Origin of the sequence: Daejeonella oryzae DSM 19973 (assembly GCF_000422945.1) — a bacterium.
Classification (GTDB): domain Bacteria; phylum Bacteroidota; class Bacteroidia; order Sphingobacteriales; family Sphingobacteriaceae; genus Daejeonella; species Daejeonella oryzae.
In genome coordinates this window covers 124,145-141,497 of record NZ_AUHA01000003.1, presented here as the reverse complement: position 1 = coordinate 141,497, position 17,353 = coordinate 124,145, and the positions used below count along the sequence as shown (strand labels likewise).

Genomic DNA, 17,353 nt, shown 5'->3' with positions numbered 1-17,353 from the left:
CGAATGTTCGCAAAGGCCATTCATTCCTATAAAAATGCCTATAGCGGGCTGTCTAAAGAAAGCTGGTATTTGTCGCTGGTAATGTTCATTAACAGAAGCGGGACAATGGTTTTGCCCTTTATGACCATCTATTGTACGCAGAAATTAAATTTTACTATTGTGCAAGCCGGATTTATTATGGCTTTATTCGGTGCCGGATCTATTGCAGGCGCATTTATAGGCGGAAAAATTACAGACCGGATTGGTTTTCATTACTTGCAGGTGGGCGCTCTTTTTTCGGGTGGATTTATGTTTCTGGCCTTAAGTTTTTTGGAGACTTTTGGTTCATTAGCCATCGGCACATTTATTCTCAGCATGTGTAATGACGCTTTTCGGCCGGCTAATTCTACGGCGGTTGCATTTTACAGCACTGAAAAAAACCGTACCCGCTCCTATTCCCTAAATCGACTGGCTATTAACCTGGGATGGTCTTTTGGCGGAGCTCTGGGGGGTTTTATTGCTTCCCACAATTACAAATTGCTATTTTATGTGGATGGATGTACAAATATCCTGGCAGCATTTCTCCTTTTAAAATTATTACCAGCCGGTGATAGTCTGAAAAAATCAGCCAAAAAAGTACAGGGTGAGATTACAAAATCTCCTTATCAGGATAAACTTTACCTTGTTTTTATCATTCTGACTGCACTTTTTGCATCGTGTTTTTTCCAATTTTTTACCATGCAGCCTGTATTTTTTAAAACTGTATGGCATTTTGATGAGCAATTTATCGGCTTGCTGATGGCTATGAACGGAATGATCATCGTGCTAACAGAAATGGTACTCATAAATAAAATTGATGGAAGCAGGCCACCTATGTACTTTATCAGCTTAGGCGTATTATTAGTTGGAATTGCCTATCTGCTCTTTAATGTATTCCCGGCTGCTATTTGGGTGGCGGTTTTGTCTATGATTTTAATTACGCTGGGAGAAATGTTCGCGATGCCCTTTATGAACACCTTCTGGATCAACAGATCTGCAGAAAATAACCGTGGGGAATATGCTGCCTTGTTTACTATTGCTTGGTCTGCAGCACAAATTCTGGCCCCGGTTTACGGGGCTATCATGATTCGGTACGGAGGTTATTCCTCGCTTTGGTGGCTTATAGTTTTCATTTGCTTAATTGCTTCGGCAGGTTTTTACAGCATACATAAATTTGAGCAGAAAGCACCGGCGCAGAAAGCATAAAACTCAAGCATATTCAACACTTTCAGGCTTTTGAAAATTTAAAAGTAGTTGTATTGTCGTAAACTTCTCCCGGATTTAAAATGGTGTTGGGAAATGATGGAATATTTATAGCATTCGGGTGAACCTGCGTTTCAAAACAAAAGCCTGAAAATGGTTTGTAAGACTGGCCTTTCTTTCCATTTTCCACATTCAAATGCTTCGAGGTATAAAACTGAACAACAGGCTGATTTGAAAAAACCTCCATTTTAATTCCGGTTTTCTTTGAGTATGCGGAAGCTGATAGGCTCATTACGCCTTCTTTCTTGTCCAGAACGAAAGCCTGGTCATATCCTTCCTCTGGATTCCAATCCTGATTAACCGCTTTTTCTGAAGTAAAATCATGAGCTGTATGAAGCACCGGAATTAATTTACCGTTGGGAACATAGTTTTCATCCTGAGCCAAAATATGTTTGGCCGGAATTTTTATAATGTGATCTTCAATGGAGCGGGCATCTCCGTTTAGATTAAAATATCCGTGGTGAGTCATGTTTACCGCTGTTGACTGGTCTGTAATAGCCGAAATTTCAACTATTAATTCCTGATCATTTGTGAGGGTAAAACTAATTTTAACTTCCAGATTTCCGGGAAAACCCTCTTCACCATCCTTACTCAAATAACTCAATACTAAATGCGGATTGGGTTCAGTACCAAGTTCAAAAACATCCCATACTTTTTTATCAAATCCTTCTAATCCGCCATGAAGCTGATTTTCTCCATCGTTTTTGGAAACTTTCACGTTCTTATCTCCAAGCCTGAAAGCAGAATTCAATATCCGGTTTGCGTAGCGACCAATAATAACTCCAAAATATGGATAGCTTTTTAAATATTCTTCAGATAAATAACTCTTCAAATCATCAAAACCCAGTACAACATCAGTTGGAATTCCGGAAGAATCCGGAACAGAAATTTTCTGAATAAGTCCGCCATAATTGCTTAAAACAACCTGCATTCCATGGTCATTTTCTAATATAAAGGAATAAATCTCTTTAATTTTATGATTGATGTTTGTTAACGAGCGCTCTGCTTTCACCTTAATTCTTTTAATAAGAATTTGAAAATACCTGAAATTTATAAATTCTTAGCATGAATTATTTATTTAGCCGCAACTGAAATTACATTTACAAAGCAATCGTTTAAAAATCCTTTAATTTGCCGAATGATTAAGCTAAAACTCGATGATTTAAACAGGGCATCCGTCGAAGAATTTAAACAACAAAAAAAATTACCCGTTACGGTGATACTAGACAGCGTTCGAAGCATGCATAATGTGGGTTCAATATTCCGCACTTCTGATGGTTTTGCTGTCGAGCAGATAATTCTATGCGGAATTACAGCCCGGCCACCGCATCGTGAAATAGAAAAAACTGCTTTAGGCGCTACCAGTTCCATTGACTGGTCCTATGTTGAAGACATTACAGAAGCTATATCAAATCTTAAAACTAAGGGTTATCAAATTATTGCTATAGAACAGGCATTCAATAGTGAAATGCTGCATACATTTAGCCCCTCTCCCGACCAAAAGTTCGCCCTTATATTTGGCAATGAGGTGAATGGTGTAAGTGAAGAAGCCATGAAACTGATTGATAACTGCATAGAAATTCCACAGTTTGGCACGAAGCATTCATTCAACATTGTAGTTTCTGCCGGAATCGTTCTCTGGGATTTTTTCAGTAAACTCACCTTAAAATCCTAGTAAAATGGAGGAAAGCAAGCTGACAAAAAAATTAGGGATCAAACCCGGGCATCAGATTTTGCTGGTGAATGCTCCTGCAGATTATGAAGTGCTGTTAAATCCTATTCCGAAAGAAGCGAAAATTTTTAAAGAAGCAGAAAATCAATATGATGTAATACAGCTTTTTGTATTAAACCAGCATGAATTGCAACGCGATTTAATTTGGATTGAGGAATATTTACGGCCTGATACACTTTTTTGGATTACGTATCCCAAAAAAAGTTCGGGGATTTTATCAGATCTTGAAATGATGAAATCCTGGGAAGAAACTAAAAAATATGGCTTAAGAGGTGTTGCCGCGGTATCGGTGAATGAAAGCTGGACAGCACTTCGTTTCAGGCCATCTGCACAGGTAAAAAAATCCGAATTATGTAATTCCGAAATTGAAAATAATCCACTCGGGCAATTCATTGATGTAAAAAACCGCCTGATTAATTTACCTCCTTTTTTAGAATCAGTTTTAAAGGCTCAGCCTAAGGCAAAACACTTTTTTGAGACCTTATCTTATACCAATAAAAAGGAATATGTAAGCTGGGTTTTAACGGCCAGACAGGAAAAAACAAAAACGCAGCGCATACAAAAAATGGTAGAAAAACTACTGGCAGGAAAGAAAAACCCTTCTGAAAAATGAATGCTTACATACCGGCATTGTAACAACTCCATATAATTTCAGTCTATTTTAAAGTTAATAGAATCTGTTATGAATTGGAAATCCCCCTTCAGAAAGAAACCTGAAAATAACAATCCTAAAAAATCAAAAACTCGCGAATGGTTTGATGCTTTGTTGTTTGCACTTGTTGCTTCTACTATTATCCGCGGACTATTGTTTTCGGCCTATGCAATTCCTTCAGGATCAATGGAAGGAACACAGCTGCCAGGCGATTATTTATTCGTCAGTAAAATAAGTTATGGCCCGCGAATGCCTTTCACCCCGGTGGCAGTTCCTTTTTTAGAATCAACCATTACAAAACACCAGATTAAAACTTATTGGGATGGCATTCAATTGAATTACTTCCGTTTACCAGGTTTATCCGAAATAAAAAAAGGAGATATTGTTGTTTTTAATAAACCTGAAGAAGCCGAACCATCCTATAATAAACCCGTGGATGTACGAACTAACCTGATTAAAAGATGTCAGGCTACGCCCGGAGATGTACTGACAATTGTGAACGCTCAGGTATATATAAATGGGAAACCTGTTCCGATTCCTGAGAATGCTCAAACATCGTATATGGTTGTAACTGATGACATTACCATTAATCCGCAGATATTCGCTAATTTAAATATCGAGTTGCTTGAACAAAACGGGCTAAATTCTTACCACATGATTATTCCGAATCAAAATCTGGCAACCTTTAAAAATTATCCCTTTATAAGAAGTATAACGCCTGTGGTACAGCCTGCGGGAACATATGACGATAGGATATTTCCTCACAATCAGAAATTCAAATGGAATCAGGATAATTTCGGCCCGCTTATGCTTCCCAAAAAAGGTTGGTCTGTGCCTATAAACGATTCCACCCTGGCTTTATACCGCAGAGCAATTGAATTGTACGAGCACAATAAGGTAGAACTTAGAGAGAAGAAAATATTTATAAATGGTAAAGAAGCTGATAGCTATGCTTTTAAAATGAACTACTACTGGATGATGGGCGACAATCGGCATAATTCTCTCGACTCCCGATTTTGGGGGTATGTTCCCGAAGATCACGTGGTAGGCAAAGCTATAATTACCTGGATGAGCATTGATTCGACAGCAAACTTATTGAACAAAGTTAGGTGGAACCGGATATTAAAGCCAGTGAAATAAGTGCAAATTTATAATGCGAAGACCACTAAACTCCTGACTAATAAGATATTAACAAAATAAATTAAATTCAAATTTTGTGAAGGATCAATTATTTGTAAAGACCCGCCTGTATTTTACAGGTATAGTAACAATTGCTATATGGTCATTATTAATTTGGAATCATTATCATGGAGGCGTACCAAGTCATCATGTATTGGCCCGTGAAGACCTGCCATCAATTTCGAATTGGTGGGGAGGCATTTTAATTCCCTTGATCACATGGTTTTTATTATCCCGGATACAAAAGAGAATAATTCTTAACAATGCTGGAAAATCGGAACCATCAGGTTTCTCAAAAAATATACTTTACGGGTTCGCTGGCGCCCTTTTTTTTGGAATCTTGCTTTCTGCCTTTTTCAGCCTGGGCTATACGGATATTCCGGGATACATGTTATTAGGACTTTTACTATTGGCACTATTCTTTCCGATTTATCGGGCAGAATGCCTGCTTGGCTTTGTTATTGGTATGACTTATACCTTTGCCCCAGTGCTTCCAACCGGGATAGGTTTCATTTTAGTATTAATTGGTTTAGTAATACATCTTGGCGTTAGACCAATAATAATATATATCACATCCATGATTGGCAGTTTGGCAACCTCAAATGAATTTAAGACCGACAGATTTACAAAATCTGAATAACTTTATAAATCCGGAACCAAATGCTGAATTGATTATTGATTCATTTGCATGTTGGGCACACGGTCTTTAGTTTCCAATATGGAACTTCCAACTAAAAACTCATCTACTTTGCGGGCTGCTTCGCGGCCTTCAGAAATTGCCCATACTACCAAAGACTGACCGCGACGTATATCGCCCGCGGCAAAAACTTTAGGAATATTGGTACTATAGTCACCCTCAACAGCTTTTACATTGCCGCGTTCATCCAAAGCGATTTCCAAATTTTGCAGCAAACCGCTATGCTGCGGATAAACAAAACCCATAGCAAGTAGAATTAACTGACATGGAATTTCACGCTCTGAACCCTCAACTTCCTGAAATTTTACCGGGCGCCCCAGCGGATCAATCTCCCAGCTAACATCACTGACTAGGATTGACTTCAAAGCGCCATTCTCATCTCCTAAAAAAGCCCTGGTATTTATTCCCCAGAAACGCTCACAGCCTTCCTCATGAGAACTGGTTGTTTTCAAAATCATGGGATAATTTGGCCATGGCATAAATTCATTACGCTCCTGCGGAGGCTGTACCATCAGCTCAAACTGCTTTACTGAACTTGCATTCTGCCGATTTGATGTACCAACACAATCCGAGCCGGTATCTCCTCCACCAATTACAATCACATCTTTATGAGTAGCCAGTATTTCGTCTTCAAAAAAGGAAATATTTTTATTCCTTTTATTTTGCTGTTTGAGAAAATCCATTGCGAAATATACTCCACTAAGTTCCCTGCCGGGGATTTTAAGATCTCGCGGAATAGTAGATCCGGTGGCAAGAATCACGGCATCAAAAGACTTTTTAAATTCGCTCATATCCTGGTCTTTTCCAACCTCGGTATTACAAATAAATTCTATTCCTTCTTCTTCCATTAAGTTAATGCGGCGGTCGAGTACAGATTTCTCCAGTTTAAAATCTGGAATACCGTAACGCAATAAACCGCCGGGTAAATCATCACGTTCAAAAACCTTTACCAAATGCCCGGCTTTATTTAGCTGTACTGCAGCGGCTAATCCCGCTGGACCAGAACCAATCACAGCCACCGTTTTTCCGCTGCGTAAAAGCGGCTTAAGCGGCTTCACAAATCCTTTGGCAAAAGCAATTTCTATGATGTGTTTTTCAATTTCCTCTATAGCTACCGGTGGCCTGTTTATACCTAAAACACATGCCGATTCACAGGGTGCCGGACAAATCCTCCCGGTGAATTCAGGAAAGTTATTAGTGGAGGAAAGTATCTGATAAGCCTCTTCCCACTTTCCGTTATAAACCGCATCATTAAACTCAGGAATTATATTGCCCAGCGGACAGCCTGAATGACAAAAAGGAATGCCGCAATTCATACAGCGTGCCGATTGCCGGTTCAATTCCTCCTCCGGATAATTGCCAACAAACTCATTATAATTTTTAACCCGCTCTGCGGGAACAATTTTGGCGGGAAGCTCTCTCTCAAACTCCTTAAATCCTGTTGCTTTTCCCATGCTCTTAATTGGTTGATTGTTGAACTTTAGGCTGATTTAAAACCCGTTTATATTCTTTTGGAAATACTTTAATAAAATGCACGCTTTCATTAGACCAATTATCCAAAATAAAAATTGCCCGCTTACTGTCAGTAAGTAATATATGCTTGCGCAGAAGCTGTTTAATCTGATCTGTATCTTCTGATGTGAGTGAATCCAGATCAACCATTTCGTTATTGTAGTTACTCGAGAATGAGCCTTCCGGATCATAAATCCAGGCGATGCCGCCGCTCATTCCGGCAGCAAAGTTTCTTCCGGTTTTTCCAAGAATCAATGCCCTGCCGCCTGTCATGTATTCACATCCATGGTCACCAACTCCCTCTACAACAGCTGTGGCTCCAGAATTACGTACTGCAAAACGCTCACCTGCCTGTCCCCGAACAAACAGTTCTCCGGAAGTTGCCCCATACAAGGCCACGTTCCCTATAATCATGTTATCCTCCGGAACAAAACCAATGTTTTTATCAGGATAAATAGCCAGCTGAGCTCCCGAGAGCCCTTTCCCTACATAATCATTGGCCTCACCGCTTAATTCAAAGGAGATTCCTTTGGTACAAAAAGCGCCAAAACTTTGTCCGGCAGAACCGTGAAACCTGACATTTATCGTATTTTGAGGCAAGCCGGCAGATTGATATTTTCTGGTAATTTCATGGGATAAAATAGTTCCGGTTGTACGGTCCGTATTTCTAATTTCAAAAGATCCAAATACGGGCTCTTTGGTTTGAATTGCATTTTTAGCGAAGTCCAGTATTTTCCAATCCAATACTTCATTTAAACCATGATCCTGCTTTTCACTATTGTACAAAGTCATTCCTGAGGGATTATCCATCGCGTACAGCAAAGCTGAAAGGTCCATATTTTTCACTTTCCAGTGATCAATATCTTCACGCATCTTTAAAAACTGCACTCTTCCAACCATTTCATTGATGGTACGGAAACCGAGTTCAGCCATAATTTCCCTTAATTCTTCTGCAATAAAGCGGAACAGGTTTACAATATGCTCCGGTTTACCGCTAAACAATTTTCTTAACTCCGGATCTTGTGTGGCAACCCCTACAGGGCAGGTATTCAAATGACATTTACGCATCATGATACATCCCCCGGAAACCAGGGCGGCAGTTGCAACTCCCCATTCTTCGGCACCTAATAAAGTGGCAATGGCTATATCTTTTCCGGTTTTAAGTTGCCCGTCTGTTTGCAATACCACACGGCTGCGCAATTTATTTTTTACAAGCGTTTGCTGAGCTTCGGCCAAACCTAATTCCCATGGCAGACCCGCATGAACTATGGAACTGAGCGGCGAAGCTCCCGTACCGCCATCATACCCTGAAATTAAAATCACATCGGCATGGGCTTTGGCCACTCCTGCAGCAATAGTACCAACACCTGCTTTAGATACCAGTTTTACACTGATCCGGGCATCCCGATTTGCATTTTTAAGATCAAAGATTAACTGTGCCAGATCTTCAATAGAATAAATATCATGATGAGGCGGAGGAGAAATTAATCCCACGCCAGGCGTGGCGTGCCGCACTTTAGCAATCCATTCATCCACCTTATCACCGGGTAATTGCCCTCCCTCACCGGGTTTTGCACCCTGAGCCATTTTTATCTGCAATTCGTCGGCATTGGCCAGGTAATTGGCTGTAACTCCAAAACGGGCTGATGCAATTTGCTTTATAGCCGAACGCATGGAATCGCCATTGGATAAACGCTCATAACGCAGCTCATCTTCTCCGCCTTCGCCGGTATTACTTTTTGCGCCAATCCGGTTCATCGCAATAGCAATCGTACTGTGTGCCTCGTGCGAAATTGAGCCAAAAGACATTGCTCCTGTAGAAAAGCGTTTCATGATCTGCTCAATGGGTTCCACTTCATCTAATGAAACAGGTTGCCGGTGATGGGCAAATCCCAATAAACCCCTGATTGTAAACATGGTATCAGACTGATCATTAATCAGCTTCGCATAATTTTTATAAACTTCGTAATTATTGCTACGGGTAGCTTGCTGCAGCAAATGAACGGTCTGAGGATTAAACAGATGCATTTCGCCCCTTCTTTTCCACTGATAAATTCCCCCTTCGGGCAACAAATGATCTGCGAAAGTAGGTCCGCTGAACCCACTGAAATGTTTGTAAAGCGCTTCCTGGGCAATATCATCCAGATCTATTCCACCCAATCGGGTAACCGCACCGGTAAAATACTCGTTAATTACACTTTGCTGGATTCCGATTATTTCAAATACCTGCGCTCCATGATAAGACTGCAATGTTGAAATTCCCATTTTGGAAAATATTTTCAATAATCCGTCTCCAACTGCTTTGATGTAATTTTTATTTAAAATTTTAATATCCAGAGTAGAATCGAGCTTATCTTCTGATTTTAATTTAGCGATGGATGCAAGAGCCAGATACGGATTGACTGCCGTAGCTCCGAATGCAATAAGACAGGCAAAATGATGAGTTTCCCAAACATCTCCAGCTTCTACAACCAGACCAACAGCACCGCGTAATCCTTTTCTGATTAAATGATGATGTACCGCAGAAACCGCAAGCAATGAAGGAATCGAAGCATGTTCTGAATCTAATGCCCGGTCAGAAAGAATCAAAACTTCAAAACCATCATGAACGGCATCTTCGGCATAACGGCACAGACGGCTTAAACCTTTTTCGAGCGAGCCGGACTGCCTGTCGGCCTTAAAATAAGTTTGCAACGTTTTAGCATGAAAAAGCCCTGTATCTATGCTTCTGAGCTTTTCTAATTCGGTATTATCTAAAATAGGTTGTTTTAAAGCAACGCAATGGCAATGCATTTTATCCTCATCCAGTAAATTCCCGTTATTTCCCATAAAACCTACCAGGCTCATAACCAGGCGTTCTCTGATAGGATCAATTGGCGGGTTAGTTACCTGTGCAAAATGCTGTTTGAAATAGTTACTTAAATGCTGAGGACGGTCCGAAAGAATGGCCAGTGGAATATCGGTTCCCATAGAACCAATCGGTTCTTTACCCATAACTGCCATGGGTTTTATAATTGTATCAATATCTTCGCGGGAATAGCCAAAAACCTGCTGATACTTAAATATAGATTCATTTGATAATTGCGTAAAAGTTACGCGGGGTTCGGCTAGTTCTTCCAGGCGTATTTTATAATTTTCAAGCCAGTCAGCATAGGGTTGCCTGCTGATGATTTCTTCTTTCACTTCCTGATCAGAAAGTACCTTTCCTTTAACTGTATCTACAATCAGCATTTTACCAGGTTGCAATCTGCCTTTTTTAACAATTTTAGATTCGTCGGTTATTAAAACGCCCGCTTCAGAGGCAACAATAATTCGCTCGTCCTGCGTAATCATATATCGTAAAGGGCGAAGGCCGTTCCGGTCTAGCGTTGCACCGATAAGCTTCCCATCGGTAAATGTAATAGCCGCAGGACCATCCCATGGTTCTATTAATGTAGCATGATATTCATAAAATGCCTTTTTTAATGGATCCATTTGTTCGTTTCCATCCCAGGCTTCGGGGATCAGCATCATCATCACATGTGGCAATGATCTTCCGCAATGAAATAATAATTCTACTACATTATCCAGACATGCAGAATCTGACTGATTATTATCAATAACCGGTAAAAGCATTTCCATTTCTTCTTTACTGAAATAAGGAGATGCAAATGAAGGAATGCCGGAATAAAACCAGTTCAGATTACCTTTCAGGGTGTTAATTTCTCCATTATGAGCAATAAATCGGAATGGCTGGGCAAGTTTCCATGATGGGAAAGTATTGGTGGAAAACCGGGAATGCACCATTCCAAAAGCAGAAACAACACGCTGATCCTGAAGATCGGTAAAATACTCTCTCACCTGCATGCTGGTTAACTGACCTTTATATATCAGCATATGCTGAGAAAAGGAAGCTATATAAAATACATGGTCATTTGATTTTACAGTTTCTGCAACTGTTTTAGATATATAATTTTTAAAAACAAAAAGCTTTCTTTCAAATTCTTCGGGACTCTGGGCTGAGGAGGATTTTTTTATAAAAATCTGTTCCATATCCGGCTCTGCAGAAAGTGCGGTTTCACCAATAGATTTGCTGTTTACAGGAATTTTACGATAACCCATTATTTGCAATCCTGATTTCTCTGCGGCCGCTTTTATTGCCGCCCTGCAGGCTTCTTTAACGGTTGCTTTTTTGGGAAGAAATAACATCCCCACACCATATTCACCAGGCTCGGGCAAATTAATATTCAAATGAAGACATTCATCATAAAGAAACTGATGTGGAATCTGGATTAAAATTCCGGCTCCATCCCCTGAATCGGGATCACAGCCGCAGGCTCCTCGGTGTTCCATATTTTCGAGGATAGTCAATGCATCTGATACAATCTGATATGACCTGACACCTTTTATCTGAGCAATATAACCAACTCCGCATGCGTCATGTTCAAATCCCTCCTCGTATAATCCCTGCTTATGGATTTTATCAAATAACTTCATTATGAATAGGTTAGGTTAGAATTCCTAAAATATAAAATTCAAACCCAATTAGTTAATTTTCAAAAATTATTGCCATTCAATCAAAAAACGATTAATATTTACATTCAAATTTTAATTATCTTCAATTTAATGCCGATATAATACAAATTTCATAATGACATTTTTAGGGTCTGTATCTAATTTTCAGGCGTCGTATTTTAAACAGGCTTTGTAAAAAATATATAAGCTGACTATCAGCTACATAAATCAGAAACGGGCTTACGGGGTTTGAAATTGAATTTTAATAATGAAATAAGACAAATTTTGTTACTTTTGTGGCGGGTAAGTCTTTTACGACCAGCTCCTTTTGAACTCCCCCAGGGTGGGAACGCAGCAAGGGTAGAAGGTTGAGCGGTGCGATAAAAGGGGCTTGCCCATTTTTTTTTCTCAAATAGTTAATTTGACGATTTGTCAATGAACACTCAATCGCCGCTTCAATACTATATTACAATTGGTAAGAGCTTTAATGCAGCGGTTAACATTATAAAATTTCTCCGGAGTTTACCGAAACAAAGAAACTTTTCGTTATTCTCTTCATACGGGGAACAGCAAGCATCCTATTTTATCCACCAGTTCAAATTTTTATTATGAAATTTTTTATCGACACGGCAAATCTTGCTCAAATTAAGGAAGCACAGGATTTGGGTGTATTAGACGGAGTTACCACCAACCCAAGCCTTATGGCTAAAGAAGGAATTACCGGACATGAAAATGTGATCAATCACTACAAAGCAATCTGCGAAATTGCCGATGGCGATGTAAGTGCTGAAGTAATTGCCACTGATTTTGAAAACATGGTAAAAGAAGGTGAAGTGCTGGCTGCTTTAAATCCAAAAATTGTAGTTAAAGTTCCTATGATCCGCGAAGGAATCAAAGCGATAAAATACTTCAGTTCAAAAGGGATTAAAACCAATTGTACACTTGTTTTTTCGGCAGGGCAAGCACTTTTAGCTGCTAAAGCAGGAGCTACCTACGTTTCTCCGTTTATCGGGCGTTTGGACGATATTTCTACAGACGGCCTGGCTTTAATTGAGGATATCCGTTTAATCTACGATAATTATGGATATGAAACTCAGATTCTTGCTGCATCTGTCCGTCACCCAATGCATATAATTGAGTGCGCAAAATTAGGTTCTGATGTAATTACCGGACCACTATCTGCTATTGTAGCCTTAATGAAACATCCCTTAACAGATATCGGGTTAGCCCAGTTTCTTGCAGATCATGCAAAAGCTGCTGAAAAATAATCTAACCTCAATAATTTCATTTAAAAGGTCCAACTAATTAATGGACCTTTTTTTGTTTATTTCATTTTCCAATAATTGATTTTCCACTTCATCCGTTATTTAGATATCCCTGATCACAGATTAAAAGAGTCAACAGATTACTATGAACAATGAATATAACATACTGATAATTGGCGGCGGTCCTATCGGATTAGCCTGTGCGCTTGAAGCTCAGAAAAAAGGCTTAACATATCTGATACTTGAAAAAGGATGTCTGGTTAATTCATTATACAATTACCCCGTAAACATGACATTTTTTTCCACATCAGAAAAGCTGGAGATTGGGGGAATTCCTTTCGTTTCAAATAATATTAAACCAACCCGGGCCGAAGCACTGGAGTATTACCGCAGAGTTGCAACCAGTTCGCATTTAAAGATTAATTTATTTGAAGAAGTTCAGTCGGTTTCAAAAGTTAAAGACCAATATCTTGTCCATACCTCAAAATCAGATTATTTAAGCAAAAATATTATTATATCTACAGGATTTTACGACCTTCCCAATAAACTGAATATCCCCGGAGAGGATCTGCCTAAAGTACGGCATTACTACTCAGACCCGCATTATTACGCCATGCAGAAAGTATTAATTGTGGGAGCCAATAATTCCTCTGTTGATGCCGCTCTTGAAACTTACAGGAAGGGAGCAGAAGTCAGCATGGTTATACGCGGGGAACAAATCGGGGAAAGAGTAAAATATTGGGTCAGGCCCGATATCATTAACCGGATAAAAGAAGGGAGTATAAAAGCATATTGGAATTCAGCTTTAACACGAATCAATAAGCATGATGTTGAAATTCAAACGCCAGAGGGAAAAATTAGTATCGCCAATGATTATGTACTTGCGTTAACGGGCTATAAGCCAAATTTTGACTTCCTTAAGAAAATAGGAATTCATTTATCACACGATGACAAACAGATTCCGGAGCATGATTCTTCTACAATGGAGACAAATCTAAAAGGCATTTACCTTGCGGGAGTTGTGTGCGGAGGAATGGAAACTCACGTATGGTTTATAGAGAACTCCAGAGAACATGCCTCTAAAATCATTAACAATATCTTATCTGCGTAAACACCTTTTTAACAGATAGTTAATTAACTCAAATTCTGAATATTTAGAATATCTCCTTGCATTTTCAAATAAGTTAATCGTTATATTTAATAGATAATCGATTAAACTCAACAGGTTTTTCCTGGTAAAGCAAGGAGGTGATCAATGAAGATTCGTAAGAATGCGCTGTATCTTACTACGGCAGAAAGAAATAATTTTTTAGAAGCCGTACTCATTCTAAAAAACACAATTGCCAACCCCGGGGCACCCTCTGCGCAGCAAATAAATATTTATGATCAGTTTGTAGCAATTCATAATTATGTGGTGAATCTGATCGTTCCCGGAAGCGCCACTCCTGTAAATGTGGGCCATGGAAACGCAGGCTTTTGTTCATGGCATCGGTATTATATATTAAGATTCGAACAGGCCTTACAAAATGCTGCCGGCGACCCCAGCATTATGCTTCCTTACTGGGACTGGACAGATCAGACAGGTACTCAGAATATCCTGTTTCAAAATAATTTTATGGGGCCAAATGGCGGAGCAGGAGGTGTTGGAGGAGGAAGTGTAATGAGCGGATTTTTCGCATTTAATGCTCCGGCGATGTTACCACCCTGGTGGCCGGCAGGATTACCCGGCTGGAGAATTCGGCCAGCACTTACAACCGGCTCAACCACATTAAGAAGAAATTTAGGTGCATTCCCAACTCTGCCTCTGCAAACCGACGTAAATAATTTATTATCTAAAACGGATTATGAGCCTGCCGCACAATTCAGGTCAACCCTTGAAACAGCTCCTCTTCATAATTTTATTCATGGATGGGTTGGAGGAAGTATGGTTCCCAGCACCTCTCCCAATGATCCGATTTTTTTTCTCCACCATTGCAATGTAGATCGATTATGGGCCATGTGGCAAATTGATGGTCATCAGGGAGCTGCATTTTATCCTGCAGCTGGCGAACCTGTTGGTCACAATTTAAACGATCCCTTATGGCCATGGGTTGGAGCACTTCCCGGATATGCACCGGCAGCGCCATTAGCAGATATAGTCCTTCCCAATTTTACGGCCGAACCTCAGATTACCTCTGCTTCAGTGCTTAATCATCATGCTTTAGGATATGCTTATGATGTAGAGCCCGTTATTGGTATTGCACTGGATCAAACAGGAAGTATGCTTGGCATGACTCCCGATCCATTAACAGGAATGGCACCAAATATTAGCAAATGGACGGCTGCAAAGCAGGGTGTCTCCTTTTTTTTACAGGACTGTCAAACGGCCTATACCGCACGCGAAGCGTATGTTACTGCAGGAGTAGAAACTTTCAGGTCTCTTGCGGGAAATCAGTTCACTAAAATTTTCAGTCCGGGAACTCCATACGGATTGATTAAAAACGGAACCAGTTTTAGCAGAGCTACTTTTGATGCTAATATCGCTGCCCAGTTACCTTCCGGGGGAACACCAATAGCGGGAGCAATTACCGATACGGAAACAACACTTGTACGCCCACCGTTCTCTAATCAGCCCAGCAACCAGCAACGTTATATGGCCATTCTCACAGATGGCATAGAAACCTCTGCCCCTCTTTTAAATACAATACCAAATGGTTCTCTCAATAAAACCATTATTTTTGGGATGGGATTTGGAATTGGAGGAGGATGGAACGGCGTTGATTACGCAACGCTTGCATCCATCGTTTTGAAAGGAAAAACAGACCCTGGAGTTCCAACCCAGGTATTCCATGGAGAGAATGCGGCTGTGATAGACAAATTTTATACAGATTCCTTGGCCAATTCTATGGGCTATACTCCTGCCCTCGATCCAATATTCGATTTGTTCCCCGGAGAACACCTTCATTTTACTTTTGATATAACCAGCGCCGACAATTCCTTTATGATTGTAGCGCAGGGTTATGATTTTAGCAGCAAAAATTGGAATTTTTGTCTGATGGGTCCTGATGGAATCAGTTGTTGCTGCGATACCGGAATGGATGAACATGTACATGAAGAAAAGGATGAGGAACATGAACATACAAATCATGATGTGATCAAACAACCTCTTAAGCACGAGGGACATGATCATGAAAAAGAAAAAACAGAACATGAGCATGCCATTGACTGTCCGTATTTTTTAACAAAAACTTTTAAAGACGGCCGCTTTACAGCATTTGTTAACCGCAATGGTACGCCTACAGAAAAATGGGCTGGGAAATGGACGCTGATGGCTCATTACCGTCACGGACAAAATGATGAGGTAATGATTATGCCCCACATTCAGGATTTGTTGCTGCCAATCAGCGCACCTCCACTAAAAGGACCTTTATACAGTCGGTATAATCAGCCGGTAAATAACAGGCCTGTCAGCAGGATTATTCCTGGTAAGCTAAATCACCGATTAGCAGGAGGTCTGGCGGCACCAAGCACTCAGAACATAAATGATCCATGTGCAGTTTCTATTCAGATTTATCATAAAACTACTTTTAAACCTAAACTCACCATCCGCAATTCTACATTATTTACAGGAGATGACATTGTAATTCATTTAGATTTAAATACCCCCGAAGTACTGAATACCAAGGAAGTAATATCAGTTGCAAGACTTATTGCTCCGTTATTTTCTGCGGGGAATTTTTTCGCCGACAGGGAAACTATTCCAATGGACAGACGGGAAAAATATTATGATAAAGAGCTGCAGCCTCCATTTAATGAATTAAGCTATTTAGCGGATTACGAAAATCTAAAACCCGGTGTATTTAAACTCCGCGACGAAGAAATAATTTTTCAGAGAGGAACAGGCAGTTCATTGCAGGCCAGAATCAGCAATAACATTTATCCCGGAATATATCATCTAAGTGTTTATCTCGAAGGATTAATTGACTTTCCGTATCCTGATTGCTGTCAGGATCATCCTCAGGTTTTTTCCCGGGTATTTCATACTCAGGTGGTGATTGGGATTCGGCCGGATGCAAATCGAAGCAAACCAATATTATTCTGGAAATATCCAAATGCCTTTGTTCTCAGCCTAACTCCAACCGATAAGTATGGAAATGTTATTTCACCTGTAAGAACACCTGCGCCACTGGTTAAAATAAACGGGCAAGCAGTAACCGGAAGTTTTGAAAATATGTATAATGGAGAACTGAGAGTATCATTCACTACAGATTGCGAAAAAACACCTATTGATGAGCATGGACAATATTTCTCTGAGAATACGAGCATACTTTCAGATCAGAAGCGGATTGAAATTAAAGCGGGCAAAAGATTCAGGGTGGAAATAACCATCGGATCAACCACCATGCGGGTGAATTTGCCGGCGATAATTGGAGACAGAAATTCTAAAATTGCTTATCCGGCCGGATCTGAGCAAGCACAAAATTTAAATCTGGAAGACCGGGTTGTTTTTTACAGCGAAAAGAGTGCAATAAAAGCAGGATATAATTTAGGATAGGATTTAA

Annotated in this window: 11 protein-coding genes and 1 other RNA gene; 9 read left to right on the top strand and 3 right to left on the bottom strand. The window is 40.0% G+C overall.

All coding sequences use genetic code 11. From position 1 onward, the window contains the following. The first annotated feature begins 3 nt into the window (after positions 1–3). Positions 4–1,224 carry an MFS transporter gene (locus tag G521_RS0108120; protein WP_026898094.1) on the top strand — a complete coding sequence of 407 codons (1,221 nt, stop codon included), beginning with the start codon at positions 4–6 and terminating at the stop codon, positions 1,222–1,224. A gap of 22 nt (positions 1,225–1,246) precedes the next feature. On the opposite strand, the gene G521_RS0108115 is transcribed toward G521_RS0108120, so the two are convergent. Further along, the gene (locus G521_RS0108115) at positions 1,247–2,293 is read right to left on the bottom strand and encodes an aldose epimerase family protein (protein WP_051189607.1); all 1,047 of its coding nucleotides are present in this window, start codon (positions 2,291–2,293) and stop codon (positions 1,247–1,249) included. A gap of 126 nt (positions 2,294–2,419) precedes the next feature. On the opposite strand from G521_RS0108115, the gene G521_RS0108110 reads away from it, so the two are divergent. The 4 genes from G521_RS0108110 to G521_RS16770 all read left to right on the top strand — a co-directional run bounded on the left by G521_RS0108110 (position 2,420) and on the right by G521_RS16770 (position 5,484). Then, entirely contained in the window at positions 2,420–2,956 is a 537-nt protein-coding gene (locus tag G521_RS0108110; RefSeq protein WP_026898092.1) for an RNA methyltransferase, read from the top strand. A 4-nt stretch (positions 2,957–2,960) separates the two neighbouring features. Beyond that, complete coding sequence (locus G521_RS0108105) at positions 2,961–3,626, top strand: YdeI/OmpD-associated family protein (protein WP_026898091.1); 666 nt, start codon at positions 2,961–2,963, stop codon at positions 3,624–3,626. 69 nt (positions 3,627–3,695) lie between these two features. Beyond that, on the top strand, positions 3,696–4,805 hold the full coding sequence (lepB, locus tag G521_RS0108100; protein ID WP_026898090.1) for a signal peptidase I: 1,110 nt from the start codon (positions 3,696–3,698) through the stop codon (positions 4,803–4,805). Positions 4,806–4,881: 76 nt separating this feature from the next. After that, positions 4,882–5,484: a hypothetical protein gene (locus G521_RS16770; RefSeq protein WP_051189605.1), complete on the top strand. Its 603-nt coding sequence runs from the start codon at positions 4,882–4,884 to the stop codon at positions 5,482–5,484. A gap of 32 nt (positions 5,485–5,516) precedes the next feature. On the opposite strand, the gene G521_RS0108090 is transcribed toward G521_RS16770, so the two are convergent. Continuing rightward, a complete protein-coding gene (locus G521_RS0108090) occupies positions 5,517–6,995 on the bottom strand; it encodes a glutamate synthase subunit beta (protein WP_026898089.1) in 1,479 nt (492 codons plus the stop codon). Positions 6,996–6,999: 4 nt separating this feature from the next. Continuing rightward, entirely contained in the window at positions 7,000–11,529 is a 4,530-nt protein-coding gene (gene gltB, locus G521_RS0108085; RefSeq protein ID WP_026898088.1) for a glutamate synthase large subunit, read from the bottom strand. A 319-nt stretch (positions 11,530–11,848) separates the two neighbouring features. On the opposite strand from gltB, the gene ffs reads away from it, so the two are divergent. From ffs to G521_RS17760, 4 genes are all read left to right on the top strand, one after another. Further along, an RNA gene (gene ffs / locus G521_RS18020) (signal recognition particle sRNA small type) lies at positions 11,849–11,947 on the top strand. A 208-nt stretch (positions 11,948–12,155) separates the two neighbouring features. After that, complete coding sequence (gene fsa / locus G521_RS0108075; protein WP_026898087.1) at positions 12,156–12,815, top strand: fructose-6-phosphate aldolase; 660 nt, start codon at positions 12,156–12,158, stop codon at positions 12,813–12,815. 142 nt (positions 12,816–12,957) lie between these two features. Next, positions 12,958–13,923 (top strand): YpdA family putative bacillithiol disulfide reductase, encoded by a 966-nt coding sequence (locus G521_RS0108070; RefSeq protein ID WP_026898086.1) that lies wholly within the window; start codon positions 12,958–12,960, stop codon positions 13,921–13,923. A 144-nt stretch (positions 13,924–14,067) separates the two neighbouring features. Next, a complete protein-coding gene (locus G521_RS17760; protein WP_051189604.1) occupies positions 14,068–17,346 on the top strand; it encodes a tyrosinase family protein in 3,279 nt (1,092 codons plus the stop codon). Positions 17,347–17,353: the final 7 nt, after the last annotated feature.

Coding starts and splice junctions, on each gene's coding strand:
- lepB (WP_026898090.1), top strand. CDS start 3,696: ATGAATTGGAAATCCCCCTTCAGAAAGAAACCTGAAAATAACAATCCT.
- G521_RS0108090 (WP_026898089.1), bottom strand. CDS start 6,995: ATGGGAAAAGCAACAGGATTTAAGGAGTTTGAGAGAGAGCTTCCCGCC.
- G521_RS0108105 (WP_026898091.1), top strand. CDS start 2,961: ATGGAGGAAAGCAAGCTGACAAAAAAATTAGGGATCAAACCCGGGCAT.
- G521_RS0108070 (WP_026898086.1), top strand. CDS start 12,958: ATGAACAATGAATATAACATACTGATAATTGGCGGCGGTCCTATCGGA.
- G521_RS0108110 (WP_026898092.1), top strand. CDS start 2,420: ATGATTAAGCTAAAACTCGATGATTTAAACAGGGCATCCGTCGAAGAA.
- fsa (WP_026898087.1), top strand. CDS start 12,156: ATGAAATTTTTTATCGACACGGCAAATCTTGCTCAAATTAAGGAAGCA.
- gltB (WP_026898088.1), bottom strand. CDS start 11,529: ATGAAGTTATTTGATAAAATCCATAAGCAGGGATTATACGAGGAGGGA.
- G521_RS17760 (WP_051189604.1), top strand. CDS start 14,068: ATGAAGATTCGTAAGAATGCGCTGTATCTTACTACGGCAGAAAGAAAT.
- G521_RS0108120 (WP_026898094.1), top strand. CDS start 4: ATGTTCGCAAAGGCCATTCATTCCTATAAAAATGCCTATAGCGGGCTG.